Source organism: Roseovarius sp. ZX-A-9, assembly GCF_028369135.1.
GTDB lineage: Bacteria > Pseudomonadota > Alphaproteobacteria > Rhodobacterales > Rhodobacteraceae > Roseovarius.
Window position 1 is genome coordinate 192,936 of sequence record NZ_JAPWHW010000005.1, and the last position, 23,549, is coordinate 216,484.

The following is a 23,549-nucleotide window of genomic DNA, read 5'->3' on the forward strand; positions in this document are numbered from 1 at the left end:
CGGTCACCCCCAACACATGGGAATTCCTGCGCGACCCAATGATCGCGCCGACCGGATTCCGTGAATACGACGCCCGGTGGCAATACCCAGAGTCGATCAACTTGCCGGGTATCACCGCGCTTGGCCTCGGGCTGGGCACCCAGATGCGCGCCCGAGGGATCGAGCCGGTGATTGCGGTCGGCAACGATTACCGTGACTATTCGCTGTCAATCAAGAACGCGCTGATACTGGGGCTGATGCAGGCCGGCATCCACGTCAAGGATATCGGCCCGGCCCTGTCGCCGATGGCTTATTTCGCGCAGTTTTACCTTGATGCCCCCGCCGTGGCGATGGTCACCGCGTCGCATAATCCCAACGGCTGGACCGGGGTCAAGATGGGGTTCGAACGCCCGCTGACCCACGGCCCCGATGAGATGAACGAGCTGCGCGATATCGTGCTGGAAGGCCGCGGGCAGGCCCATCCCGGCGGCAGCTATGAATTTGTCCCCGGCGTGCGCGAGGCTTATCTCGACGATCTGGTCGGTGACTTCAAGATGACCCGCAAGCTCAAGGTCGTCTGCGCCACGGGCAACGGCACCGCATCCGCCTTTGCACCCGAACTGTTCGCGCGCCTCGGGGTCGAGGTCGTGCCGTCGCATAACGAACTGGACTACACCTTCCCGCACTACAACCCGAACCCCGAAGCGATGGAAATGCTCCACGACATGAGCGCCAGCGTGAAGGCTTCCGGCGCGGATTTCGCGCTGGGGTTTGACGGCGACGGCGACCGCTGCGGCGTGGTCGACGACGAGGGCGAAGAGATCTTTGCCGACAAGGTCGGCGTGATCATGGCCCGCGATTTCGCGCGGCTTTATCCCGGCAGCACCTTTGTCGCGGATGTGAAATCCACCGGGCTGTTTGCGTCGGACCCCGTGCTGCTGTCGCATGGCGCCAAGGCCGATTACTGGAAAACCGGCCACAGCCACATGAAACGGCGCGTCAAGGAATTGGGCGCGCTGGCGGGATTCGAGAAGTCGGGCCACTACTTCCTGGCTGAGCCTGTGGGGCGTGGCTATGACTGCGGGATGCGCGTGGCGGTGGAAATCTGCAAGCTGATGGATCGCAACCCGGAAAAATCCATGTCCGACCTGCGCCGCGCCCTGCCCGTCACCTATGCGACCCCCACGATGTCGCCCTATTGTGCCGATACCGAAAAATACGAGGTGCTGGAACGGCTGGTGGCCAAACTGGTGGCCAAACACGAAGCGGGCGAGACGCTGGCGGGCCGCAAGATTGCGCAGGTCGTCACCGTGAACGGCGCGCGCGTCATCCTCGACAACGGCAGCTGGGGCCTCGTGCGCGCATCCTCGAACACGCCCAATCTGGTGGTGGTCTGCGAAAGCAGTGACAGCGAGGCCGAAATGCGGGCGATCTTTGCGGATATCGACGCGGTGATCCGGACAGAGCCATCGGTCGGCGAATACGATCAGACGATCTGACGCGGCGCCAAGGGCGCTTCATCAGTGGGTTTGTCCCGCGTGGACTCAAAGCCGCGCGGGGGCACTGCGTGTTTCTTGCCGCCACAAACCCTCTCCCCTCTGGTCCCTCGCAAACCGCGCCTGTACTGTCCGCTCATGACCCAAACCACGCTCACATATTCCGAAGATCAGGCCGAAGCCCATGACCGCATCGCAGAGGTTCTGCGCAATGCGGGCGTCGACCTGGAAAACGGCACCCTCCAGCCACCTCGCGAATCCGCAGAGAGCGTGATGGCCGTCATCGGCAAGGCTGGGTCGGGCAAGACACTGCTTCTGGCTTCGCTTTACCGCGCGATGGAAGAGGCCGGTGTCGATATTGTCTCAGGCGATTACGAGAGCCGAAAACGCCGCGACAAGCGGACACTGGCGATTCTCGCCCCGACCAACAAGGCCGCCAGCGTGCTGCGCATGCGCGGTGTACCTGCAACCACGATCCACCGTATTCTCTATACCCCGGTCTATGACCCCGAATACGAGCGGATCGCAGAGTGGCTGGCCGGCAATGGCGAACGCCCCGAGATCGCAGAGCTGAGCGATGCGACGCTGACCGAAGTCGCTTTGGATCGCGCATTTGCCTTCTACCAGACCAACAAATCCATCCCCGGTGCGCTGGCCGCAGCCGGCCTGCGTGGCAGCGATTTCATCACCGGTTGGAAGCGGCGCGAAGAACCGCTGGACATCGGGTTCGTCGATGAGGCCAGCATGCTGGACGAACGGCAGATGGCCGACCTCAAGGAAATTTTTCCAACACTCTTTCTCTTTGGCGATCCGGCGCAGCTGGCCCCGGTAAACCAGTCGGGCGCGATGGTCTTCGAGACCCTGCCTGCCCCTGCCAAGCTGGAACTGCACCGCATCCACCGGCAGGACGCGGATAATCCGATCCTTGATCTGGCGCACGCATTGGCCGACCCGGCGCTGGAATTTTCCGATTTCGAGCGCATGGTCGAGGAAAAATCGCGCATCGATGAGCGCGTGCAATACGCCCAGCGGGTCGAGGTCGATCTAATGGCGCGCAGTCCCGTGCTGGTCTGGCGCAATGCCACGCGAATCCGCCTGATCACCGCCTTTCGTGCGGTCCACGGCGCCCCCGATACCGCGCTGCTGGAGGGCGAGCCGCTGATCTGCGACGGGATCGAGCTGCCTCTGAAGCACCGCAAGAAGCGGCTTGATCTGGAGGCACGCGGGCTGATCAAGGGCGCACAGGTGATCTATCTCGGGCCCGGACGCAAACCGGGATTTTCGCGGTTGCATGTGATGGGTGCCGAAGACCCGCAAGTGAGCGCCGCAAGTATCGTTAAAATCGAGAAACCCGACGAGGAAGAGCCGTTTATTCCCTTTGCTGCCAACATGGGTGCCACGTTCCTGCACGGGGCGGCCGTCACGATCCACAAGGCGCAGGGCAGCCAGTGGGAGACGGTGCAGGTATTTGCCCCGGATCTCTTTGTTGCGGCGCGCATGGGCCGCGTCGAGGCGGGGCAGCCATTATGGAAGCGGCTGGCCTATGTCGCCATAACCCGCGCACAGGAACGGCTGTGCTGGGTGGTGCGCAACCGGCTGTCGAAACCCGAATATCCCTTGCGCGTCGACGATCTGCGCACCGCGCCCGCGCCCCTCACCCTCGAAGCGGAGACCGCCCCATGAAATCCATCCTGATCACCGGCGCCAGTTCCGGCATAGGGCGCAGCACCGCAGAAGTTTTCCTGCAGGCCGGATGGCGCGTGGGCCTGATCGCGCGGCGTGCCGACCGTCTGCACGAGATCGCGCAGGCCAATGCTCGCGCGGTCCCGCTGCCCTGCGACGTGACCGACCCGGACGCGATGAAAGGGGCCTTTGCCGATTTCCTGCAAACCGCCGGGCGGCTTGATGTTCTGTTCAACAATGCCGGCACATTCGGCCCGTCAGGAACCATCGACGAAGTGTCGCTCACCGATTTCGACGAGGTGATCGCGATCAATGTCCGTGGCATGTTCATCGCGGCGCAACTCGCGTTCTCGCATATGCGCGCGCAGTCCCCCCAAGGTGGACGGATCATCAATAACGGTTCCCTTTCGGCGCATAACCCGCGCCCCGGTTCGATCTGCTACACTACCAGCAAACACGCGATCACCGGCATGACCCGCAGCCTGTCGCTCGATGGGCGGCCCTTTGACATCGCCTGCGGGCAGATCGACATCGGCAACGCCAGGACAGAGCTGGTGGACGATTTGAACGCGCGCGCGCAAGCCGCCGATCCCGACGCGCCATTGATGCCGATGATGGATGTGGCCGATGCTGCCCGATCGGTTCTGCACATGGCGCAATTGCCGCTCTCGGCCAATGTCCAGTTCATGACCGTGATGGCAACCAAGATGCCCTATATCGGGCGCGGGTAGCCGGAAATCTTGTGTAAATCGCGCAGGATTTTCTCTGTGGCGCGCACCTCAGCCATGCCGCAGCGCCCGGAAGGCGGCCGAAGCACCCCAGCCGGCACCGATGGCAATCGCCAGCGACATCAACCCGTAAAGTATCGGTTGTTCGCGTGACAGGGCGAACAGCCAGCGCTCCATGCCCACCTTTCGCACATCGATGATCGTCTCGTACTGCGATATGACACGGCCCTCGCGGGTCAGGAAAATCCGGGTTGCGTAATCGCCTTCGGTCAGGTTTGCAGGCAATTTCACGGACGTCTGAAACAGCGTATCCTCGCGCAATTCAACCGCACCTTCATCAACCTTGTAGGCGCGGTTTGCGGTGCGAATGCGGATCACGGCGTCGGTAAAACTCTGGGCATCCTTGACCGTACTCGGCGCGCCCACGGACCGGATTGCACGCGGGATGGAAATCTTGTGGCGCAGATCCTCGACTTCGGACAGGACCTCCGACCACGGCCCGCTGGTGGCGACCGCGTAGAAACTGGGTGCCGCATCCACCTCGACCGCGTCAACATTGACCCAAATGCCGAAACGCCGCTCCTTGCGCCGAACATTCAACGTCTGCGACGGCCCGGCGATGGTGACGACCACACCGAGGTCGCCCTCGGGAATCGCAGTTTGGCGCTTGATCGCACCGAAAATCAGGATCTCGGAACCGTCAAACGTAGTGTTGATCTCGATCTCGTTCTTGCTGAGGCCCAGAACCACCTCTTCGTCGGCCTTGGCAGGCGACGCGGCAAGTGCCAGCAGGATCAATGCGAGACGCAGCATCAGTGCCCGCCTCCCGTGGCGATTGAATAGAGCTCGGCAGGCTGGATCAGCAGATCGAGCCCCAGTTTGAAGCAAACCCCCATCACCATGATCGCCAGCAAGATGCGCAGCTGTTCGGCCTTCAATCGCGTGCCGATCACCGTGCCGATCTGTGCACCGACAACGCCACCGACCAACAACAGAACCGCCAGCACCACGTCCACGATCCCACTGCTCACCGCGTGCAGCATAGTTGCAAAAGCCGTGACGAAGATGATCTGAAAGAGCGATGTGCCGACCACCACCTTGGTCGGCATCCCGAGAAGATAGATCATCGCGGGCACCATGATGAACCCGCCGCCAACCCCCATGATCGCGGCCAGAACACCCACCGCAACACCTATCAGAAGGGGGGGGATGACGCTGATATAGAGGCCAGATGTCCGAAACCGCATCTTGAGCGGTAATTTATGAATCCAGCTATGCTTTTTGCGCTTGGGCACACCGCCACCGCGGCGCGACCGTCGGATCGCGCGCAGGCTCTCGACGAACATCAACGCGCCGATAATACCGAGGAACACGACGTAAAACAGCGTGACGAGCAGGTCGACCTGCCCCAGCGACTGGAGATAGTTGAACAGCAAGACACCCAGCGCCGCGCCAAACAACCCGCCGATCAGCAGGATCGTCCCCATCCGCAGGTCGACAGCACGCCGCTGAAAATGCGCGAGCACCGCCGAGAAGGACGACGCAACGATCTGGTTCGCGCCAGTCGCCACCGCAACAGCGGGCGGGATACCGATAAAGAACAGCAGCGGCGTCATGAGGAACCCGCCTCCGACACCGAACATGCCCGACAGCACCCCAACAAGGCCACCGAGACCAAGCAGCAGGAATGCGTTGACCGAAACTTCAGCGATGGGCAGGTAGATGTACATTATATCTGTTAGCGCCAAGCCTGTCGCTTTGGCAAGCGCGCAGCCGGGAACAAAGCGTTTACCCCATAAAATTTTGTATACTGGCCTTAGAACTGGGCGCAACTGGCCCTACTGGCAGGCATGCATGACCCCGAGCGTAGGAAAGCGCCACGAGGTCACTGAATATTGGACTTGGGGTGGACCGCCGCCATCATGCGCGGCCAATTCATTCCAGCGGTTTGGACAGGATCAACGCATCTACGCGCCCACCGGACGGGCGCGCATAATACTTCGCCCGCCGCGCGGTCTCGACATAGCCCGCAGCGTGATAGAGAGCTCGGGCCGGCGCATTGTCCTCGGCCACTTCCAGAAACAACCGCACAGCGCTGCGCGCCAGCAGATCGGCCTCCAGCGTCGCCAACAAGCGCCGCGCCCTGCCCTGCCTGCGGTGGGTCGGATGAGTGGCGAGTGTCAGCAGTTCCGCCTCATCAACAATCAGCCGGGCCATAGCGAAACCGTGCATATCGCCTGCGCATAGCACCTGGTCTGTCGCGATGAGATCAGCAAACTCGTCAGCACGCCAGGCGCGGCCCTGCCCGTCAAAAGCGGCGGCATGGATGCGCGCCATGTCCTGCGGTGCGATCAATCGAGCAGCACCGGCGGCGCATCACGCGCAGGCGCGGCATCAGCGGGTTTGAGGTAAAAAGGCGCGGCAGGCGGGCACTCGTTCTGCCAGCTCAGCGCCGCGATCCGCGCGATGGCCGATCCCGGCGCATAAGGCGCGGGGACATGCGGCACACCCAGTCGCTCCGCGATCTCTGCCCCGGCGGACCCGATCGAAACAAGGCCCGGCTCTGCCAGATCGAGCGGAAGGTCAGACACGGCCACCAGCGCGGGCGGCACGCTCTGTGCCGTGCGGACACCCTGCACATAGGCCTGCCCGCGCGGTGCGGCGATTGACGCCAACACAGGCCCGCTGGTGGCATGGGCAATCGCATCCAGCAGGGTGACACCGATCACGGGAATATCCAGGGCCAGCGCAAGCCCCCGCATGGCAGAAACCGAGATGCGGATGCCGGTGAAATTTCCCGGCCCCGTGCCGACCCCGATGGCTGCCAGATCGCGCCACGTGACCCCGCCACGTGCCAACATGTCCGTGAGCAGCGGAAACAGTGCCTCGGCCTGACCTTTCGGCATGTCCTGATAGAGATCAGACAGCACGTCTGTGCCCTGCAGCACCGCAGCGCTGCAATAAGACCCAGAGGTATCGACACCCAAAATGATCGGCTCAGCCATGCGCGCGCTCCGGGCCGCCCGCGCTTCGCAGCGAGGGCAGACGCTTGGCGATATGCCAATGCAGAATGGACACGGCGGCAAACCTCACGGCGCCAGAATAGCACCGTGCGGTGATCGCCGCTCCCGATCCGCCGATGTCAGACACCGACCGGGCGCACTTCGGTCACTTCCGGGATATAATGGCGCAGCAGGTTCTCGATCCCCATCTTCAGGGTGATCGTCGAAGACGGGCAACCCGCGCAGGCGCCCTGCATGTGCAGATAGACCACACCGCGGTCAAACCCATGGAATGTGATGTCGCCGCCATCCTGCGCCACCGCAGGGCGGACACGTGTATCCAGCAATTCCTTGATCTGGCCGACGATATCGCCATCCTCTCCGGTATGCTCGGCATGTCCCGAAGCAATGGCGCTGTCATCCGTCATGACCGGCTGGCCGGATTGGTAATGCTCCATGATCGCGCCCAGAATCGCTGGCTTGACGTGATCCCACTCGATGTCGTCCTGCTTGGTCACGGTCACGAAATCGGTGCCAAAAAAGACGGCTGAAACACCGTCTACTGCAAAGATCCGCGCCGCGAGCGGGGATTTCTCAGCCCCCTCGGCACTGGAAAAATCGGCTGTTCCGGCGGGCAGGACGCTCTGGCCGGGCAGGAATTTCAACGTTGCCGGGTTGGGCGTGGATTCGGTCTGAATGAACATCGCGGGACCTCTCTGAATGGGCACTATTGATATGCGCGCGCCGGTGCCCCAAGTCAAGGTTTGGAACCATTCTAAACTATAGCAGCACAGCCCTGGTGCTATGCGCACTTGTTCTTCCAGGCATGTAGCGCAACTTCTGGCCGTGAACATCCTAGCCAGAGACAGAAAATTCGCAGAATTTTCCAACCACCCTCAGGTGATCCTTTCGAGCCGTTCCTTGCTCATATCACCCGGAACGATGGTGATCGGAATGGGCAGTGATCCGGCACTTTTGGTCAACTGCGTGACCAGCGGCCCCGGCCCTTTTCGGTCAGAGGCTGCGCCTAACACCAACACGCCGACTTCCGGATCTTCAGTGACCTGCGCGATGATTTCGACCACCGGTTCGCCTTCGCGGATGACCAACTCGGGATCGACCCCTTGCTTGTCACGCATCCATTTCGCGAACACTTCGAAATGCGCCTCGATGCGCTCGCGATGCTCTTCGCGCATGATGTCACCCACGCCGAGCCAGTGGTTGAACTCTTCAGGTGGAATAACAGACAACACCTTGACGCCGCCTTGCGTGTTTGCCGCACGCATTGCGGCAAAACGCATTGCATTGAGGCATTCGCGGCTGTCATCCAGCACGACCATGAATTTCCGCATTCGCTGTCCCCCGGCTTCGCTCTAGATCATGAAGCAAGCGACCAGCCTGCGCAATAGAATGCGAAATGTGGCGTGACGCGTTTCACTGCCCGCAACGGCGAGGGCAGGAAAACGAAAATCTAGAGGCCCACCCCCACGCCCATGGTGATGTTGCCACTGAACACCGACGCCTTGGTGGTGGTATGCGTGCCATTCTTGCCGACGCCGACGGTGGTGGCAACGGTTGGGCGTTCGGGCGGCCCGTCTACGCCGCAGGCCGCCAGCGCTATCAGCACCGGTGCGAAAAACATGACTCTCATTTCAGCATCTCCCGCCAGCGTTTCACCTGTGCGCGCACTTCGCTTGGGGCGGTGCCGCCATAGCTTGTCCGGCTGGCGACCGAATTATGCACGCCCAGCACGTCGAACACATCCGCACGAATCGCGGCATGCACCGATTGCATCTCTTCCAGACTGAGATCGGGCAGATCACAGCCCTTGCGCTCGGCCATCGCCACCAGCGCGCCGGTGACATGATGCGCCTCGCGGAACGGCATGTCCAGCACCCGCACCAGCCAGTCAGCCAGGTCCGTGGCGGTGGAGAAGCCCGATCCGGCGGCGGCCTCCAGCGCCTCGCGGTTGGCGGTCATGTCGCGCACCATGCCTTCCATCGCGGCCAGCGCCAGCATCAGGTTGTCGGCGGCGTCGAACACCTGCTCCTTGTCTTCCTGCATGTCCTTGGAATAGGCCAGTGGCAAGCCCTTCATCACCGTCATCAGCGCGACATTTGCCCCGAAAATCCGCCCGATCTTGGCCCGGATCAACTCGGCAGCATCGGGGTTCTTTTTCTGCGGCATGATCGAAGACCCCGTGGAAAACCGATCAGACAGGGTGACAAAGCGGAACTGTGCCGAGGACCAGATCACCAGCTCTTCGGCCAGACGGCTCAGATGCATGGCGCAGATGCTGGCGGCGCCCAGAAACTCCAGCGCGAAGTCGCGGTCGCTGACGGCATCCAGCGAATTGGCAGACGGCCGGTCAAAGCCCAGCGCCTCTGCGGTCATGTGCCGGTCGATGGGGAAGCTAGTCCCGGCCAGCGCGGCGGCCCCCAAGGGGCATTCGTTCATCCGCTTGCGGGCATCGCGCACCCGGCCCAGATCGCGGCCCAGCATTTCGACATAGGCCATCATGTGATGTCCCCAGGTTACGGGCTGTGCGGTTTGCAGGTGCGTAAAGCCCGGCATCACCCAATCCGCCCCCGCCTCGGCCTGCGTCAGCAACGCCGCCACAAGTGCAAGGATCGCACCTTCGGTTGCATCCAGCTGATCGCGCACCCACAGCTTGAAATCGGTCGCCACCTGGTCGTTGCGCGATCGGCCGGTGTGCAGCCGTCCGGCGGGCGCGCCGATGATTTCCTTCAGCCGCGCCTCGACATTCATGTGGATGTCTTCCAACGCGGCGGAAAATTCGAACGTTCCGGCCTCTATTTCTGACAAGACCGTGAGGAGCCCTTCCCTCATCGCCTCCGCATCAGTATCACTCACGATGCCGGTGCGCGCGAGCATTGCCGCATGGGCCCTCGATCCGGCGATGTCCTGTGCCGCCATCCGCTTGTCGAACCCGATCGAGGCGTTGATTGCCTCCATGATCGCATCGGGTCCGGCGGCGAAACGGCCGCCCCACATCTGGTTCGAGGATTTGTCTGCCATTGCCCTGGTTCCCTTCGGAGGAAATATGCCCTTGTCACGTTCCGCATTCGTTTATATCGGCGCTGGCTTCGTTGCAATTGCAGCTGTGGCCGCGATCACCCTGCGCGGCCCCTCGGGCGGGGGCGATGCCACCGGTCCGGCTGTTGATTATAGCGCCTACCAGCAGATGCTTGACGGCGACATGAAGAAACTGCAGTTCCACACTACGGCCAAGCCTGTCAGCACGCTGGCCTTCACCACCGATGCTGGCGGCGAAGCGACGCTGGCCGACTACAAGGGCAAATACGTCCTGTTGAATTTCTGGGCCACCTGGTGCGCGCCATGTCGCAAGGAAATGCCGATGCTGTCAGAGTTGCAGGCCGAATACGGGGGTGAGAATTTCGAAGTGCTGACACTGGCCACGGGCCGCAATGCCGTGCCCGCGATGAAGGCGTTCTTTGCCGAAATCGGTGTCGACAACCTGCCTTTGCACCGCGACCCCAAACAGCAGCTGGCCCGCGAAATGGGCGTTCTGGGCCTACCGATCACCGTCATACTCGACCCCGAAGGCCGCGAGATCGCCCGCATGCAGGGTGACGCGGAATGGGACAGCGCGAGCGCAAAGGCAATGATCGCAGCACTGACCGCGCCGGGCGAAAGCTAGGGCCCGAAAGCACATTGGCAGCGTTCGGCTGATCGTAAATTTGTTGAACGGTTCACGTCGGGTATGCAACCCTCTCCTCTGGGAGGGGCTTGGCAATGGCGGGTGAGACAACCGATCAGAGAAAGAAACTCGACGCAGCAGAGACCGGCGCACTCGCGCATCTCTATCGCGGTGAGGTCTACAGATCGACCATCTGGCGAACCCGGCTCGACACCACGACCAACTGGGCGGTGGTGACACTCGGGATCGCGCTATCAATCGCCTTCTCGGCCCCCGAAGCATCCCCGCTGCCTTTGATACTGGTGGGGGTCCTGATCTTTTTCTTCTTGATGCTGGAGGCACGCCGTTATCGGTATTTCAACGTGTGGCGTGCGCGCTGCAGATGGATGGAAGTGCATTTCTTTGCGCCGATGCTGCACGACGGCGACCTGCATATGGAGGACGGCTGGCAAAAAGTTCTGGCCGAGGATTATTGGAAACCGAGATATCACGTTTCCATGGCGGTGGCGATTGGACGGCGCGTTCGGCGGAGCTATTTCTGGATTTTGCTGATCCAGAGCGGAGCCTATATCGGTAAATTGCTGGTGCACCCCGAACCCCTGACCAAGGCCTCGCAGTTGATAGATCGCGCGGCCATCGGGCCTGTGGGCGGGCAATACGTCCTCGGATTAGGCGCGCTCTATTGCGTTACCTGGGGGACGATTGCCTTGCTGAGCTGGAACGACGACAAAAACCGGGCAAAAACTCGGTCCGCCAGCTCGGGCATGGGGTGAAGGGCCGGTCGGTTTATCCGTGCATTCCCCGCGAACCTGAAAAGCATGCCAGCAGGCACCATGAAAGCCGTCAATCGGCGGCGTGGCGGGGGCCATTCCTGCGGTATTCGCACTAACGGTCGCGGCTTCGCCTTCCACCCCGCTTTTGCCTCACCCTCTGCGTCGCAGGATATGTGTGATGCGGTAGGTCATCACCGCAATGTTGTCCTGATTGACCACTTCATAGTCGATCTCGGCGCGGCCCCGGTCCGGGCGCGATTTGGATGGGGTCAGCGCCACGACCCGGCCCCGACAGCGCAGCACATCGCCGGGGCGCACCGGTGTCAGCCAGCGCAGCGCGTCCATGCCCGGCGATCCCATCGACGCCTCGTTCCAGATATCTGCCTCCAGCGTCAGAACAAACGCGGTCAGCATGGTATGGAATCCGCTGGCGATGATCCCGCCAAAGGGCGAATCTTGGGCCGCGGTCTCGTCGGTGTGAAACGGCTGCGGATCCCAGCTGCGCGCAAAGCTGACGATTTCCTCCAGCGGCAACGCACGGCTGGCTGTCTCGAATGTGTAGCCTTCACTCAGATCATCAAAGAACATCGCGGCTTCCTCCCTTACCTGCCTCAGACGTCGCCCGTTCGCACTGCCAATTGCTGTTCGGCCAATGTGACCCAGAACGACGATCCCGGCACGACGCCAGCATCATTGAAATCGTAATCGACCGAATGCAGCGGACGAGCATGCGCCCCGTCGGTGCCGTTTCCGGCCAGCAGGAAACAACCCGGCACCGCTGCAGCCATATGCGCGAAATCCAACTCTGGCCGCTGATGAAACGCGCGCCGCCAACGACACATATCGTTCAAAAGCGGGGCCGGCGGGGCGTGATAAGGCATCTATGGTTTCTCTCTGGTCATTTCTGGCGCAGCATAGGCGCGGAGTTTCGGATTGCTCAAGCCATGATGGGTTGGTAAGAAATTTTGACCAATCTCCGGATGGAGGCCAAGATGCCCGTGATCACCAATATCGAAGACCTGCGCCAAATCTACGAGCGCCGCGTACCACGCATGTTCTACGATTACGCCGAGTCGGGCAGTTGGACCGAGCAGACCTTTCGCGCCAATACCACCGATTTTGCCGACATCCTGCTGCGCCAGCGGATCGCGGTGGACATGTCCAACCGCACGACCGCCAGCCAGATGATCGGGCAGAATGTGGCGATGCCCGTCGGGCTGGCCCCTGTCGGTATGACCGGCATGCAATCGGCCGATGGCGAGATCAAGGCCGCCCGCGCGGCGGAAAAATTCGGCGTGCCCTATATCCTGTCCACGATGTCGATCTGCTCGATCGAGGATGTGGCCGAGAACACGACCAAACCCTTCTGGATGCAGGTCTATACCCTGAAGGACGACGATTTCATGCAGCGCCTGTTTGATCGCGCCAAGGCGGCCAGATGCTCAGCTGCGGTAATCACGGTGGATTTGCAGGTGCTGGGCCAACGCCACAAGGACATCAAGAACGGCCTGTCGGCCCCGCCCAAACTGACGCCACGCTCGGTCGCGAACATGATGACCAAGGCGCATTGGGGCCTAGGAATGCTGGGCACCAAGCGTCGGTTTTTCGGCAACATCGTGGGCCATGCCAAGGGGGTCAGCGACCCCGGCTCGCTCAGTTCCTGGACGGCCGAGGCATTCGATCTGGCGCTGGATTGGGACCGCATCCGCCAATATCGCAAGATGTGGGATGGCCCGCTGATCATCAAGGGCATTATCGACCCGCGCGATGCGCTGGAAGCGCTGAATGTCGGGGCAGATGCCATCATCGTGTCGAATCACGGTGGCCGGCAGCTGGACGGCGCATTGTCGTCGATCCGCGCGCTGCCCGCCATTCTCGACGCGGTCGGCGACAAGATCGAAGTGCATCTCGACAGCGGCATCCGGTCGGGTCAGGACGTGCTCAAGGCAATCGCCATGGGGGCCAAGGGCACCTATATCGGCCGCGCCTATATCTACGGGCTGGGCGCGATGGGCGAGGCGGGCGTGACCCGCGCGCTCGAGGTGATCCACAAGGAGCTGGATGTCTCAATGGCGTTTTGCGGGCACCGGACCATCGAGAATGTGGACCGCGATATCCTGATGATCCCCAAGGATTTCTCGGACCGCTGGCAGTAGCACCTTCGGGGCAACGTCCATTGCCTCGCATACCTTGTGAATTTCTCGGGGGGCATCGCCCCAATGCTGAGGCCGGGCACGGAAACTGAACGTCAGAACCTGTTCGGCATGGCCAACTCTCTGCGAACGGCCTGTCGCTCGACCTCGGTATCGCCAGCCCCCCTTGAGTGCCACCGGTTGTTGCGTGCCGCGTACCGAGGACATTCCCCCTTCCCAATGGTGCGCAAATCCTCTAAGGCGACGGCTTCACGCAGGACTACAGCCTTGGAGGAGTCCTGCCCTAACCTATGGAGAATACACATGGCTGGAGAAATTCCTGATCTTCACGCCCAGGAACGCACGGGGACAGGCAAGGGCGCCGCTCGTGCAGCACGCCGCGCTGGCATGGTTCCGGGTATCGTTTTTGGGGGCGACACCGATCCGTTGCCAATCAACATTCCGTTCAACGTCCTGATTAAGCGCCTGAAGGCGGGCCGGTTCAAGTCGACGCTGTTCAACCTCAAGGTTGATGGCCATGACGACGTGCGCGTGATCTGCCGCGACGTGCAGCGCGACGTGGTCAAGGATCTGCCGACGCATCTCGACCTGATGCGCCTGCGCCGCACGACCAAGATCAACCTGTTCATCGGCATCGACTTCCAGAACGAAGAAGAGTGCCCGGCGATCCGCAAGGGTGGCGTTCTGACGACGATCCGCAATGAAGTCGAACTGATTGTGACAGCTGGTGACATTCCTGAATTGCTGGTCGTTGACCTGAGCAAGCTGGAAGATATCGGCGACACCATCCACTTCTCGGACATCGAACTGCCCGAAGGCGCCAAGCCGGTGATCAGTGACCGCGATTTCGTGATCTGCAACGTCTCGGCCCCGTCCGCTCTCAAATCCGATGCGGATGATGAGGATGAAGTCGCAGCAGACGAAGTGCCGACCGCCGATGCAGGCGAAGAAGGCGGCGACGACGCATAAGCCGCGCGTACAATCCGACCACATGACGCGGCCTCCCGGTGGAGGCCGCGTTTTTTTTGCCCGACGCGCCAATCGACAGGCAGGCGCACAGGGGGCTGTTCACGGTGGCGGTGTCGGGGCTAGCCTGTCCGGGTAGTCGCGCGGAGAACACCACGACCAATTTGCTGAACTTTCGCGAAATCGGCAGCGGTGCGCCGATGATCTTGCTGCACGGGGCAAGGTTGGATCATCGGCACATGCTTGATGCGGTCGAGCCTGCCTTTCACGGCAACGACCGATGGCGGCGTATCTATGTCGATCTGCCGGGATGCGGTCAGTCGTCGGGGTTCGACCACGTCGCGTCACAAGACGACGTGCTGGCCGAAATCCTGCGCGTAATGGACGCGACCTGCGCCGGGGAGCGCTGCGCCGTTCTCGGCGAATCGCGCGGCGCCTATCTGGCCGAAGGGCTGGCATTTGCCCATCCCGCACGAGTTTCGGGGGTGGCGCTCATCGTGCCCGGCGGCAACTCTGAGCAAAGCCGCGCCGAAATGCCCACACCGATAACACTGCACGATGACGGAACCGACCTGGGCGCGCTTGAACCCGCACTGCAAGGCCGTGCCGCCCGCCTCGTGGTGCGGACCGCTGCGATCATCGACAAGATCAGGCAGCTGAAACTGCCCGCCGCCAGCCTGCATGATGCGGCGCTTGAGGCGCGGGTCTGCGAGCGGTTCGAGTTCACCTTTCACGCCGAAATGACGCAGGGCGTGTTTGACCGCCCCTCGTTGATCGTGTCCGGTCGCCAGGATTCGATTGCCGGATACCGCGACGCGCTGGACATGCAGGTCCGTTTTCCGCGTGCCAGCCTGGCACTGCTCGATTGCGCAGGCCACGCGCCGGGGTGGGAACGGCCCGACCTGTTCACCGCCCTGATCCGCGACTGGCTGGACAGTCTTCACGGGCAATGACCCAGGCAACGCGTTGGGGGATACCGCGCAAACATTGATTCCCGCCCTTCCCCATCGTAGACCCTGACCATCTTCACGAAAGGCACGCCATGCTGATCTTTGCAGGTTTGGGAAATCCGGGCGCAAAATACGCCCGCAACCGGCATAATATCGGCTTTATGGCCGTGGACCGGATCGCAGAAGATCATGGGTTTGGCCCGTGGAAGGCCCGTTTTCAGGGACAGGTCAGTGAGGGACGGCTCGGCAGTCAGAAAGTGCTGCTGCTCAAGCCGGAAACCTTCATGAACCTGTCGGGCCAGGCAGTTGGCGAGGCGATGCGGTTCTACAAGCTGGAACCCGGCGATGTGACCGTCCTGCATGACGAGATCGACCTGGCTCCGGGCAAGCTGCGGGTCAAGACCGGGGGCGGCCATGCAGGCCATAACGGGCTGCGTTCGATCCACCAGCATATCGGGCCCGACTATGCGCGCGTGCGCATTGGTGTCGGCCATCCCGGCCGCAAGGAAGCTGTGCCGGGATATGTCCTGCATGATTTCCCCAAGGCGGACGAAAATTGGCTGGAGGACATCCTGCGCGGCATCAGCGATGGCGCGCCCTATCTGGCGGAAGGCGACGCGGGCCGCTTCCAGAACGCAGTCGCGCTGCGCACCGCGCCGCCGCGCGCGTCAAGCTCGAAGCCTGGCGCAAAATCCGGCGAGAAATCAGACCCAAAGGCACCCTCCCGAGCGAAGGAGCCGCCGGCACCACAGTCGGAGCCCGAGGCCGACGCGGAACCGCGCTCGCCCTTGCAACGGCTGGTCGACAGGTTTCGCTGACCCCCGAAAGGACGTCGCATGCGCCTTGTTCTTCGTTGGCTGATCCGCGGCTTCGTCGCGATGGCACTTGCCACCTTGGCCGTCGGAATCTGGAAACGCGAAGGCATCATGCGCCTCTGGGCGGTCAACAGCCTGTTTTCAGAATCAAGGATCGTCGAGAATTTCTCGAATATGGACGCCGCCTTTCTCACCCGCGATGTCCCACGCGGCAACGGCGCGGTTTCTACGCTACCCAAGGGGCCGCCGATGACCCTGCCCCCGGGCGCTGATGCCTGGATCAAAGCGCGCGCCATCACGTCGCTGCTCGTGCTCAAGCGCGGCGAGATCGTGCATGAAAGCTATCACCTCGGCACCGGCCCGGAGGTTCTTCGGATCTCCTGGTCGATCGCCAAGGGCTTTGTCTCGGCCTTGCTCGGAGTGTTGCTGGAAGAAGGCAGCATCACTTCGCTGGATGACCCGGTGACACAGTATGCGTCCAATCTCAAAGGCACGGCCTATGACGGCGCAAGCATTCGCAATGTGCTGCACATGGCCAGCGGCGTCCTGTTTGACGAGGATTATCTCGACAAGTCATCCGACATCAATCGCATGGGCCGTGTGCTGGCGTTGGGCGGCTCGATGGATGGCTTCACGCTTGGCCTGACCGATACCATCGCGCCGCCGGGCCAGAAGTGGCGATATGTCTCTATCGACACGCATGTGATCGGCATGGTCATTCGCGGCGCAACTGGCCGCGATATCCCGTCACTGATGTCGGAAAAGATCATCGCGCCCCTGGGGCTGGAGGCAACACCCTACTACGTCACCGACGGCACCGGCGTTGCTTTCGTCCTGGGCGGGCTGAACATGACCACCCGCGACTATGCCCGCTTTGGTCTGATGGTGGAACAGGACGGCCGATACGGAGACCAGCAGATCGTGCCAGCGAATTGGATTCACCTAGCAACACAGCCCAGCGCCCCCACCGAACGGGGCCAGATCGGCTACGGGCTGCATTGGTGGGTACCAGAAGATGCCCCTGCCGGCGTGTTCATGGCGCGCGGCATCTATGGGCAGTACATCTATATCGACCAGACGCGCGACACCGTGATCGTGACCACAGGGGCCGACCTCGATTTTCGTGCGCCCACCGCCCACACCGCGAACATGGCGATGTTCCGCGCCATCGCACAGGCGCGGTGAGCGTCTTTTCCTGTCTCGCCCGATCGGCTAGGCTACACCGCAACAAAGGGAGCTGCACAATGATCCGCAAAGACAACTCCATCAACGTTCTGGGCGAAGTTCTGTCACCATGCTCGGACGAGGGTCCGGTCACGGGTTTCTTCCGCGACGGACACTGCAATACCTGCGCGGAGGATCAGGGCAGCCACACCGTCTGTGCCCTGATGACAGCCGAATTTCTGGCATACTCCAAATATGTCGGCAACGACCTGAGCACGCCGCGCCCCGAATACGGCTTTCCCGGACTGCGCCCGGGTGATCAGTGGTGCCTGTGCGCCGCGCGGTTCCTGCAGGCGCACGACGAGGGCTGCGCACCGCAGGTTCGCCTGTCGGCCACGCACATGTCAGCACTCGATATCGTGCCACTGGCCGTTTTGCAGGCGCATGCCACCGCCTGACAGGGGATTTCAGCCCGTTCTAGGCAAAGTCACTCAGCCGCTTTCAGCATCTGGCGCGGCGTCGCGGCCCGCCCTATTCGTCCGCACCGCGATAGCGTTGATAGGGGAGTGGGTTCCAGACGAGCCCGTCAGAATTGGCATTATCCGGAACAGGCGGCGTGCCCTCCAGCAACTTGCGGGCTGCGTTCAACTCGCGTTCTGCTTCTTGCTTGTCCTGATACATGAATTCATCCGATGCCTCCTCGGGGGCCAGTGCAACCTTTTCCTGCAGGTCAGACAAAACCATTTCCTGATGGCTCTGTAATGCTGCGCGGGCCTCGACGATCCAGGTTGGCTGCAAATGTGGATTGTGGTCTGTCAGGCTGCTGTATTCGTTGTAAATGTCTTGGTAAATTCCGCTGGCATTAGCCCGTGCATCGAGGCTGGCAGCCTCAAGATCGCGCGTGGTCAAGTCCTCGGCTTGCAACGGTTCAACGCGCAAGGGACCACCCAGACGGGTCCGTTCACGGTAATACGGATACATGCTTTGCACGACTTTGCTGACCGGAAGAGTGCCTTGGCCGGTCGCATCGACGCCTTTCGGCTGGACACCCTGGATCGCGATACGCGCAGCCTCTGGGCGAACCACCTCTTTGGCTGGCAATATCCCGTGGCGCAGCATTTCGCGGATGCCCGTTCCGGAAATATTGAGCCTATACCGCTCGTCATGCGGACAGGTCTGTTCACTGGCATGGCTGGCGCAGCGCGTGCAGTAGAACACTTCGTGAAACAGCCGAATGTCGATACCCAGCTCTTCTGGTGAATATTGATCAAAAACCGAATGGCTGGCGTATTTGTCATAATAACTGCCGATCCCGGCATGGTCACGCCCGATGAGCGCGTGGGTGCAGCCATAGTTCTTCATGATCAACGCATGCAGGATGGCTTCTCGGGGGCCTGCAAAAATATAGGTGACGCGCAGGGGCGACATCATCGTGCGTTCAGCGGGGTAATAGGTTTCCAGCACGCTGCGATAGGCCAACATACGGTATTCATGGCGGACGTATTCGCGTTTGGCCATTTCCACCAAAGGCTGAACAAACAACCCATCAACCTCTTCAAGAGCGTTCTTGTGGATGTATTCATGGCCACGGTGAAGCGGGTTCGCCCCGGTGATAAAACCGGCCACCGTGTTGAGTTTCTTTTCTTCATAGAACAGGCGCCAGGTATCCTTCGGTTCACGCCTTATCTTTTCAAAAGGCCCCCAATCGGCGCGCTGCAACAAAGTCACCGGACCACCAAGCGAGGTGTCCCCCATACGACGATAGATTGAATCGACGCCGGGATGATTGCGATCCGTGGTGCCAAATAGCTGTTGCGCACGACCTTCTTTGTCGTAGTCGAAAAGATCTTCGATCTTGAGGATGGCGACAGCTTCGTTGCGGTAGTCGGTAAGCGCGACTTCGTCCCCGACAGACAGGCCTTTGATAACTTCGCTGTTGGTCTTGCCAACGGGCGCAAAGCTGAGCGGGACAGGCCAGATCGTTCCATTGGCCAGCCGGCCGCTTTTCAGGACCGAATTATAATCGACCTCGCTCATGAAGCCGGTGTTAGGCGACAACACGCCCGTGGCGATCATTTCGATGGTGATGACCGCCTCAAGATCGACGCGGATCGAGGGAAGAGATCTGGCACGCTCAATCGTTTCATCGCGCATGTCAGGCGACACGACCTGATTGACCAGAACCCCGCCATGGGGTTTTTGTGGGTATCCCTCAAAGTTCAAATCACTGGACATTACTCTACCCATCCTTTCGCTATAATACACAGGCACCCGCCCAAACGGCCTGTCAGGCCGGAAGCATCGGTGCCCGGGGGATCCGCAATCGCGACGCACGAAACCATTTCAGCCTGAGAGCTATTGCCGGCGACGATATGCGGTTGGTTTTCCTGATCTTGCCGACTGATCAGATGGCAAGATACCTCTCTCTCAACTCCACATTCTCCAAGAGTTCGGCCGCGCCGCCGGTATAGACCAACTGCCCCGTGTCCAAGATCACCGCGCGATCAGAAAGCCGAAGTGCCGCGACGGCGTTCTGCTCCACAATGATCGTAGTGATGCCGCGCCGCTTGATATCCTGCACAATGCGCTCGATCTCTTGCACGATGACCGGCGCCAAGCCTTCGTATGGTTCATCCAGCAACAACAGTTTGACATCCCGTGCCAGCGCGCGCGCCAGCGCCAGCATCTGCTGTTCGCCACCGGAAAGCGTTGTTCCCTCTTGCATTCGGCGTTCAGCCAGACGGGGGAAATGGGCATAGATTTCCTCGATGGCCCACCCCCTGTTAGGTGCAATCTGCGACAGGATCAGATTTTCCTCGACTGTCATGCCGGGAATGATACGGCGATCTTCCGGAACAAGCTGGATGCCCGCCCGCGATGCCTCGAAGGATTTCATCCGGTGGATTTCTTGCCCTTCCAGCCATATCTGCCCAGAAGTCAGCGTCGGATTGTCCAGCCGGGCGATCGCGCGCAGGGTCGAAGTCTTTCCAGCCCCGTTGCGCCCGAGAAGCGCCAGGATTTCCCCTTTGCGAACGTCAAGTGAGACGCCTTGAACGATGTAGCTTTCGCCATAATAGGCATGCACGCCCTGCAAGGCGAAAAAGACATCCTCCGCCACGTCGGCAGGTTTGTTTTCGGCAACTGCAATATTCATTCCGCTGGCACCCCCAAATAGGCTTCTTTCACGCGCGGGTCGTCCTTGACCTCTTGTGGCAGGCCGGATGCAATGAACCGGCCTTGCGCCAACACAGAGATCTGGTCGGCCAGAGAAAACACCACATGCATGTCGTGCTCGATGATGACGATTGTCATACCGCGCTGTTTGATGGCCTTGAGCAGGTCAATCGTGGTGTTGGTGTCATGGCGCGACATCCCCGCTGTCGGTTCGTCCAGCAGCAACAGCCGGGGACGCTGAATCAGGCACATCGCCAGTTCCAGCCGCCTTTTGTCACCTCGGGACAACGCCCCGGCATGATCGTCGCGCCGATCAGAAAGGCCAAATTCACGCAACAAGGTTTCGGCCTCTTCGCGGATGTCGGACTGATCCTGAACCGCGTTGAACATATCAATGCGAAACGCCCCGTCGCGCCGGGCAAATGCCGGAGCCATGACATTGTAAAGCACCGATAGGTCGGCGAATATCTCGGGCGTTTGGAACACCCGCGAAATGCCAAGCTGGTTGATCTTGTGTGGTGGAAGACCGGTCAGCATGGCGCCTTCAAATATCACGGCCCCACTGGTGGGCGGCAACTGCCCGATAATCACGTTCAGCAGGGTGGATTTTCCGGCTCCGTTCGGGCCGATGATTGCATGTGTCTGACCTTCGACGATTTGCAGATCAATGTCTGACAGCGCCTTCAAGCCGCCAAAGTTCTTGAACACATCCGCAACATGCAGGACGACGTTAGGGGGTGCCTTACTCATTGCCAGTCCTCCCGCTCGCCACTTGCCCTGTTGGTTCATCCCTTTCCTTGCTGCGTCGCCGAAGCCATCGCATCAGCCGCTCGGTGCCTTCGACCAGGCCCCCCGGCAGGAACACCACGATCACGACGAACATCAGCCCCAGCGTAAGATGCCAGCCCTCGCCGACGAATTTCGACAGGATCGTCACCATGACCGCCTGCATGCCTTCGGGCAGGAAATCGAAAAAGGCATTGAGCATGTTGACGTTGATCGCCGAAAAGATGTTTTCGAAATACTTGATGAGCCAGGCCCCGACGACCGGCCCGACCAACGTACCGACACCGCCAAGAATCGTCATAAGGACAATATTGCCTGACTCGGTCCATTTCATGCGCTCGGCCCCGGCAATCGGGTCCGTGACAGCAAGCAACCCGCCTGCCAGACCAGCGAACATGCCCGAGATGACAAAAGCCGTCAGCATGTAAGGCTTGGTATCAAATCCGGTATATTTCATCCGAGTCTGGTTGGATTTGATCCCGCGCAGCGCCATGCCGAACGGAGAGGCAAATATTTTTTGCGACAGGAAAAAGGCAGCAATCGATACCACCGCACAAATGTAAAAACCGCCATAGCCACCCAGATCAAACCCAAGAAGCGATGGCGTCGGCATTCCAGAGGTGGTCTGATTGACCCCAAGCAACGCGTCGATTGCTCGCGGATCATCCCGCGCGATCAGCAGGCCGGTTTCCCCATTGGTGATCGGGGTCAGAACCGAATAGGCCAGACTATAGCTCATCTGGGCAAAGGCCAGCGTCAGGATCGAAAAATAGATGCCGCTTCGCCGCAGGCTGAAATAGCCAATGAACAAGGCAAAGATCCCGGCAAAGATCACCGCGAAGATTAACGCGGGGATCATGTCCATCGACAGCAGTTTAAAGGACCAGACGGCCGTGTAGGACCCAACGCCAAGAAAGGCAGCGTGACCGAAGCTCAGATAGCCCGTAAGACCGAACAGGATGTTGAAGCCGATCGCGAAGATCGCGTAGATCGCGAATTTTTGCATCAGCCCCGGGTAGGCCGCGCCCAAGGGCGAGAGCCAGATTGGCATGGTCAGCACGATGACGGAAAAGATCGCGAGCGTGGTGACGTCTTTGCGTGAGAGTGAAAACATGATGTATTAGCTTTCCATTACGCCGGAACGACCCATCAGACCGCGCGGACGCACCAGCAGAATGACGATAGCGACGAGATAAATGATGATCTGGTCGATTCCCGGGATGATTGATTTGACTTCGTTCATCGAGGCAAAGGATTGCAGGACGCCCAGCAGGAACCCGGCCACGACAGCCCCAGGCAAGGACCCCATGCCACCGACCACGACCACGACGAAACTCAGCACCAGAAAATCCATTCCGATGTGGTAGTTGGGCGGCAAAAGCGGCGTGTACATGGCCCCTGCCACCCCGGCGACGACTGCCGCCATCCCAAAGACAATGGTAAAGCGTTTGTCGATATCAATGCCCAGCAGACCCACGGTTTCGCGGTCTGCCATGCCGGCACGGACAACCATGCCGAAGGTGGTATATCGCATGAAGGCAAACACCGCGCCGATCACGCCCAGCGAGAACAGAAGATAGATCAGACGCCACAGGGGATAGGTCAGCTTTTGCGCTTCCATCCCGAACCACGCGCCCACATCTGCGGCCATGCGCAGGTCCGCCGGGATCGGTTGCGGCTTGGGATTGGCCCCAAAGAAGCTCTTGACGATTTCCTGCAGCACGATGGCCAGACCGAAGGTGACGAGGATCTGTTCGGCATGGCTTCGCTTGTAGAAATGCTTGATCAGGCCGCGCTCCATCGCAATGCCGATCACCAACATCACCGGAACCGTAAACAGGACCGAAATCGGCACCGAGTAATCGACCAGTATCGCGCCCCAATCGCCGAGCCAGCTTTGGACCAACGGTGTTCTTACCTCGACCGGAGCGCCCCACGGAGACAGCTTGGTCGGGTCGATGGTGACGGTCTCAATGGTCAGGAAATAGCGGAAGGTTACAGCACAGAAGCAGCCCAGCATGAACAGGGCACCGTGGGCAAAGTTAACCACGCCCAGGGTGCCAAAGACCAGCGTCAGACCCAGGGCAATCAGCGCATAGGCGCCGCCCTTGTCCAACCCGTTAAGTAATTGAGCGAGAAATGCATTCATCTTTCCCCCAGCCCGGTGTTAACCGTGGAAGTTGTTGCAGAGTGGATGG

General features: G+C 60.7%; 26 protein-coding genes. 11 read left to right on the top strand and 15 right to left on the bottom strand.

Translation table 11 applies throughout. From position 1 onward, the window contains the following. Positions 1-38 precede the first annotated feature (38 nt). The 3 genes from O3306_RS07045 to O3306_RS07055 all read left to right on the top strand — a co-directional run bounded on the left by O3306_RS07045 (position 39) and on the right by O3306_RS07055 (position 3,889). A complete protein-coding gene (locus tag O3306_RS07045; protein WP_272005045.1) occupies positions 39-1,478 on the top strand; it encodes a phosphomannomutase/phosphoglucomutase in 1,440 nt (479 codons plus the stop codon). Between the two features lie 135 nt (positions 1,479-1,613). Further along, complete coding sequence (locus tag O3306_RS07050; RefSeq protein WP_272004962.1) at positions 1,614-3,158, top strand: ATP-dependent DNA helicase; 1,545 nt, start codon at positions 1,614-1,616, stop codon at positions 3,156-3,158. Beyond that, positions 3,155-3,889, top strand: a complete 735-nt coding sequence (locus O3306_RS07055) for an SDR family oxidoreductase (RefSeq protein WP_272004964.1) — start codon at positions 3,155-3,157, stop codon at positions 3,887-3,889. Before O3306_RS07050 ends, O3306_RS07055 begins: the two co-directional genes overlap by 4 nt. 48 nt (positions 3,890-3,937) lie before the next feature. Here the strand turns inward: O3306_RS07055 and O3306_RS07060 are convergent, their stop codons facing one another. From O3306_RS07060 to argH, 8 genes are all read right to left on the bottom strand, one after another. Next, entirely contained in the window at positions 3,938-4,699 is a 762-nt protein-coding gene (locus O3306_RS07060; RefSeq protein WP_272004966.1) for a TIGR02186 family protein, read from the bottom strand. Continuing rightward, on the bottom strand, positions 4,699-5,616 hold the full coding sequence (locus tag O3306_RS07065) for a sulfite exporter TauE/SafE family protein (protein WP_272004968.1): 918 nt from the start codon (positions 5,614-5,616) through the stop codon (positions 4,699-4,701). The genes O3306_RS07060 and O3306_RS07065 overlap by 1 nt, the downstream gene beginning before the upstream one ends. A 205-nt stretch (positions 5,617-5,821) precedes the next feature. Next, complete coding sequence (locus O3306_RS07070; protein ID WP_272004969.1) at positions 5,822-6,223, bottom strand: GNAT family N-acetyltransferase; 402 nt, start codon at positions 6,221-6,223, stop codon at positions 5,822-5,824. A gap of 14 nt (positions 6,224-6,237) precedes the next feature. Continuing rightward, complete coding sequence (tsaB, locus tag O3306_RS07075; RefSeq protein WP_272004971.1) at positions 6,238-6,891, bottom strand: tRNA (adenosine(37)-N6)-threonylcarbamoyltransferase complex dimerization subunit type 1 TsaB; 654 nt, start codon at positions 6,889-6,891, stop codon at positions 6,238-6,240. Positions 6,892-7,028: 137 nt separating this feature from the next. Then, a complete protein-coding gene (locus tag O3306_RS07080) occupies positions 7,029-7,592 on the bottom strand; it encodes a NifU family protein (RefSeq protein WP_272004973.1) in 564 nt (187 codons plus the stop codon). A gap of 192 nt (positions 7,593-7,784) precedes the next feature. Beyond that, entirely contained in the window at positions 7,785-8,240 is a 456-nt protein-coding gene (locus O3306_RS07085) for a universal stress protein (RefSeq protein ID WP_272004975.1), read from the bottom strand. Between the two features lie 119 nt (positions 8,241-8,359). Then, entirely contained in the window at positions 8,360-8,539 is a 180-nt protein-coding gene (locus O3306_RS07090; RefSeq protein WP_272004978.1) for a hypothetical protein, read from the bottom strand. After that, a complete protein-coding gene (gene argH, locus O3306_RS07095) occupies positions 8,536-9,927 on the bottom strand; it encodes an argininosuccinate lyase (RefSeq protein ID WP_272004980.1) in 1,392 nt (463 codons plus the stop codon). The genes O3306_RS07090 and argH overlap by 4 nt, the downstream gene beginning before the upstream one ends. A 25-nt stretch (positions 9,928-9,952) precedes the next feature. Between argH and O3306_RS07100 the strand changes: the two genes are divergently transcribed. Next, on the top strand, positions 9,953-10,570 hold the full coding sequence (locus O3306_RS07100) for a TlpA family protein disulfide reductase (protein ID WP_442969981.1): 618 nt from the start codon (positions 9,953-9,955) through the stop codon (positions 10,568-10,570). Positions 10,571-10,665: 95 nt separating this feature from the next. Then, positions 10,666-11,343, top strand: coding sequence for a DUF2270 domain-containing protein (locus tag O3306_RS07105; protein WP_272004982.1), 678 nt, complete (start codon positions 10,666-10,668; stop codon positions 11,341-11,343). A 150-nt stretch (positions 11,344-11,493) separates the two neighbouring features. On the opposite strand, the gene O3306_RS07110 is transcribed toward O3306_RS07105, so the two are convergent. Both O3306_RS07110 and O3306_RS07115 read right to left on the bottom strand, forming a co-directional pair. Beyond that, entirely contained in the window at positions 11,494-11,931 is a 438-nt protein-coding gene (locus tag O3306_RS07110; protein ID WP_272004984.1) for a MaoC family dehydratase, read from the bottom strand. Between the two features lie 23 nt (positions 11,932-11,954). Continuing rightward, positions 11,955-12,224: a hypothetical protein gene (locus O3306_RS07115; protein WP_442969982.1), complete on the bottom strand. Its 270-nt coding sequence runs from the start codon at positions 12,222-12,224 to the stop codon at positions 11,955-11,957. Between the two features lie 111 nt (positions 12,225-12,335). Here O3306_RS07115 and O3306_RS07120 point away from each other — a divergent pair, with 111 nt between their 5' ends. The 6 genes from O3306_RS07120 to O3306_RS07145 all read left to right on the top strand — a co-directional run bounded on the left by O3306_RS07120 (position 12,336) and on the right by O3306_RS07145 (position 17,849). Continuing rightward, complete coding sequence (locus tag O3306_RS07120) at positions 12,336-13,499, top strand: alpha-hydroxy acid oxidase (protein WP_272005049.1); 1,164 nt, start codon at positions 12,336-12,338, stop codon at positions 13,497-13,499. A 300-nt stretch (positions 13,500-13,799) separates the two neighbouring features. After that, a complete protein-coding gene (locus O3306_RS07125; RefSeq protein ID WP_272004985.1) occupies positions 13,800-14,465 on the top strand; it encodes a 50S ribosomal protein L25/general stress protein Ctc in 666 nt (221 codons plus the stop codon). Between the two features lie 56 nt (positions 14,466-14,521). Then, positions 14,522-15,415 carry an alpha/beta fold hydrolase gene (locus tag O3306_RS07130; protein ID WP_272004987.1) on the top strand — a complete coding sequence of 298 codons (894 nt, stop codon included), beginning with the start codon at positions 14,522-14,524 and terminating at the stop codon, positions 15,413-15,415. Between the two features lie 89 nt (positions 15,416-15,504). Beyond that, positions 15,505-16,230, top strand: coding sequence for an aminoacyl-tRNA hydrolase (pth, locus tag O3306_RS07135; RefSeq protein WP_272004989.1), 726 nt, complete (start codon positions 15,505-15,507; stop codon positions 16,228-16,230). An 18-nt stretch (positions 16,231-16,248) separates the two neighbouring features. After that, positions 16,249-17,412, top strand: coding sequence for a serine hydrolase domain-containing protein (locus O3306_RS07140; protein ID WP_272004991.1), 1,164 nt, complete (start codon positions 16,249-16,251; stop codon positions 17,410-17,412). A 59-nt stretch (positions 17,413-17,471) separates the two neighbouring features. Further along, on the top strand, positions 17,472-17,849 hold the full coding sequence (locus tag O3306_RS07145; protein ID WP_272004993.1) for a DUF2237 family protein: 378 nt from the start codon (positions 17,472-17,474) through the stop codon (positions 17,847-17,849). 73 nt (positions 17,850-17,922) lie between these two features. On the opposite strand, the gene O3306_RS07150 is transcribed toward O3306_RS07145, so the two are convergent. From O3306_RS07150 to O3306_RS07170, 5 genes are all read right to left on the bottom strand, one after another. Then, positions 17,923-19,626 (bottom strand): sulfate adenylyltransferase, encoded by a 1,704-nt coding sequence (locus O3306_RS07150; protein WP_272004995.1) that lies wholly within the window; start codon positions 19,624-19,626, stop codon positions 17,923-17,925. A 169-nt stretch (positions 19,627-19,795) separates the two neighbouring features. Then, a complete protein-coding gene (locus tag O3306_RS07155; protein ID WP_272004997.1) occupies positions 19,796-20,545 on the bottom strand; it encodes an ABC transporter ATP-binding protein in 750 nt (249 codons plus the stop codon). Beyond that, positions 20,542-21,315 (bottom strand): ABC transporter ATP-binding protein, encoded by a 774-nt coding sequence (locus tag O3306_RS07160; RefSeq protein ID WP_272004999.1) that lies wholly within the window; start codon positions 21,313-21,315, stop codon positions 20,542-20,544. Before O3306_RS07160 ends, O3306_RS07155 begins: the two co-directional genes overlap by 4 nt. Next, positions 21,308-22,465 (bottom strand): branched-chain amino acid ABC transporter permease, encoded by a 1,158-nt coding sequence (locus O3306_RS07165; RefSeq protein ID WP_272005000.1) that lies wholly within the window; start codon positions 22,463-22,465, stop codon positions 21,308-21,310. The genes O3306_RS07160 and O3306_RS07165 overlap by 8 nt, the downstream gene beginning before the upstream one ends. Positions 22,466-22,471: 6 nt before the next feature. Next, the gene (locus O3306_RS07170) at positions 22,472-23,500 is read right to left on the bottom strand and encodes a branched-chain amino acid ABC transporter permease (RefSeq protein WP_272005002.1); all 1,029 of its coding nucleotides are present in this window, start codon (positions 23,498-23,500) and stop codon (positions 22,472-22,474) included. Positions 23,501-23,549: the final 49 nt, after the last annotated feature.

Excerpts from the sequence above, each read along its gene's own strand:
- pth (WP_272004989.1), top strand. The coding sequence starts at position 15,505 with ATGCTGATCTTTGCAGGTTTGGGAAATCCGGGCGCAAAATACGCCCGC.
- O3306_RS07055 (WP_272004964.1), top strand. The coding sequence starts at position 3,155 with ATGAAATCCATCCTGATCACCGGCGCCAGTTCCGGCATAGGGCGCAGC.
- O3306_RS07125 (WP_272004985.1), top strand. The coding sequence starts at position 13,800 with ATGGCTGGAGAAATTCCTGATCTTCACGCCCAGGAACGCACGGGGACA.
- O3306_RS07120 (WP_272005049.1), top strand. The coding sequence starts at position 12,336 with ATGCCCGTGATCACCAATATCGAAGACCTGCGCCAAATCTACGAGCGC.
- O3306_RS07170 (WP_272005002.1), bottom strand. The coding sequence starts at position 23,500 with ATGAATGCATTTCTCGCTCAATTACTTAACGGGTTGGACAAGGGCGGC.
- O3306_RS07060 (WP_272004966.1), bottom strand. The coding sequence starts at position 4,699 with ATGCTGCGTCTCGCATTGATCCTGCTGGCACTTGCCGCGTCGCCTGCC.
- O3306_RS07105 (WP_272004982.1), top strand. The coding sequence starts at position 10,666 with ATGGCGGGTGAGACAACCGATCAGAGAAAGAAACTCGACGCAGCAGAG.
- O3306_RS07080 (WP_272004973.1), bottom strand. The coding sequence starts at position 7,592 with ATGTTCATTCAGACCGAATCCACGCCCAACCCGGCAACGTTGAAATTC.
- O3306_RS07165 (WP_272005000.1), bottom strand. The coding sequence starts at position 22,465 with ATGTTTTCACTCTCACGCAAAGACGTCACCACGCTCGCGATCTTTTCC.
- O3306_RS07150 (WP_272004995.1), bottom strand. The coding sequence starts at position 19,626 with ATGTCCAGTGATTTGAACTTTGAGGGATACCCACAAAAACCCCATGGC.
- O3306_RS07160 (WP_272004999.1), bottom strand. The coding sequence starts at position 21,315 with ATGAGTAAGGCACCCCCTAACGTCGTCCTGCATGTTGCGGATGTGTTC.
- O3306_RS07070 (WP_272004969.1), bottom strand. The coding sequence starts at position 6,223 with ATGGCGCGCATCCATGCCGCCGCTTTTGACGGGCAGGGCCGCGCCTGG.
- O3306_RS07100 (WP_442969981.1), top strand. The coding sequence starts at position 9,953 with ATGCCCTTGTCACGTTCCGCATTCGTTTATATCGGCGCTGGCTTCGTT.
- O3306_RS07140 (WP_272004991.1), top strand. The coding sequence starts at position 16,249 with ATGCGCCTTGTTCTTCGTTGGCTGATCCGCGGCTTCGTCGCGATGGCA.
- O3306_RS07050 (WP_272004962.1), top strand. The coding sequence starts at position 1,614 with ATGACCCAAACCACGCTCACATATTCCGAAGATCAGGCCGAAGCCCAT.
- tsaB (WP_272004971.1), bottom strand. The coding sequence starts at position 6,891 with ATGGCTGAGCCGATCATTTTGGGTGTCGATACCTCTGGGTCTTATTGC.
- O3306_RS07085 (WP_272004975.1), bottom strand. The coding sequence starts at position 8,240 with ATGCGGAAATTCATGGTCGTGCTGGATGACAGCCGCGAATGCCTCAAT.
- O3306_RS07090 (WP_272004978.1), bottom strand. The coding sequence starts at position 8,539 with ATGAGAGTCATGTTTTTCGCACCGGTGCTGATAGCGCTGGCGGCCTGC.
- O3306_RS07110 (WP_272004984.1), bottom strand. The coding sequence starts at position 11,931 with ATGTTCTTTGATGATCTGAGTGAAGGCTACACATTCGAGACAGCCAGC.
- O3306_RS07115 (WP_442969982.1), bottom strand. The coding sequence starts at position 12,224 with ATGCCTTATCACGCCCCGCCGGCCCCGCTTTTGAACGATATGTGTCGT.
- O3306_RS07065 (WP_272004968.1), bottom strand. The coding sequence starts at position 5,616 with ATGTACATCTACCTGCCCATCGCTGAAGTTTCGGTCAACGCATTCCTG.
- O3306_RS07145 (WP_272004993.1), top strand. The coding sequence starts at position 17,472 with ATGATCCGCAAAGACAACTCCATCAACGTTCTGGGCGAAGTTCTGTCA.
- argH (WP_272004980.1), bottom strand. The coding sequence starts at position 9,927 with ATGGCAGACAAATCCTCGAACCAGATGTGGGGCGGCCGTTTCGCCGCC.
- O3306_RS07155 (WP_272004997.1), bottom strand. The coding sequence starts at position 20,545 with ATGAATATTGCAGTTGCCGAAAACAAACCTGCCGACGTGGCGGAGGAT.
- O3306_RS07045 (WP_272005045.1), top strand. The coding sequence starts at position 39 with ATGATCGCGCCGACCGGATTCCGTGAATACGACGCCCGGTGGCAATAC.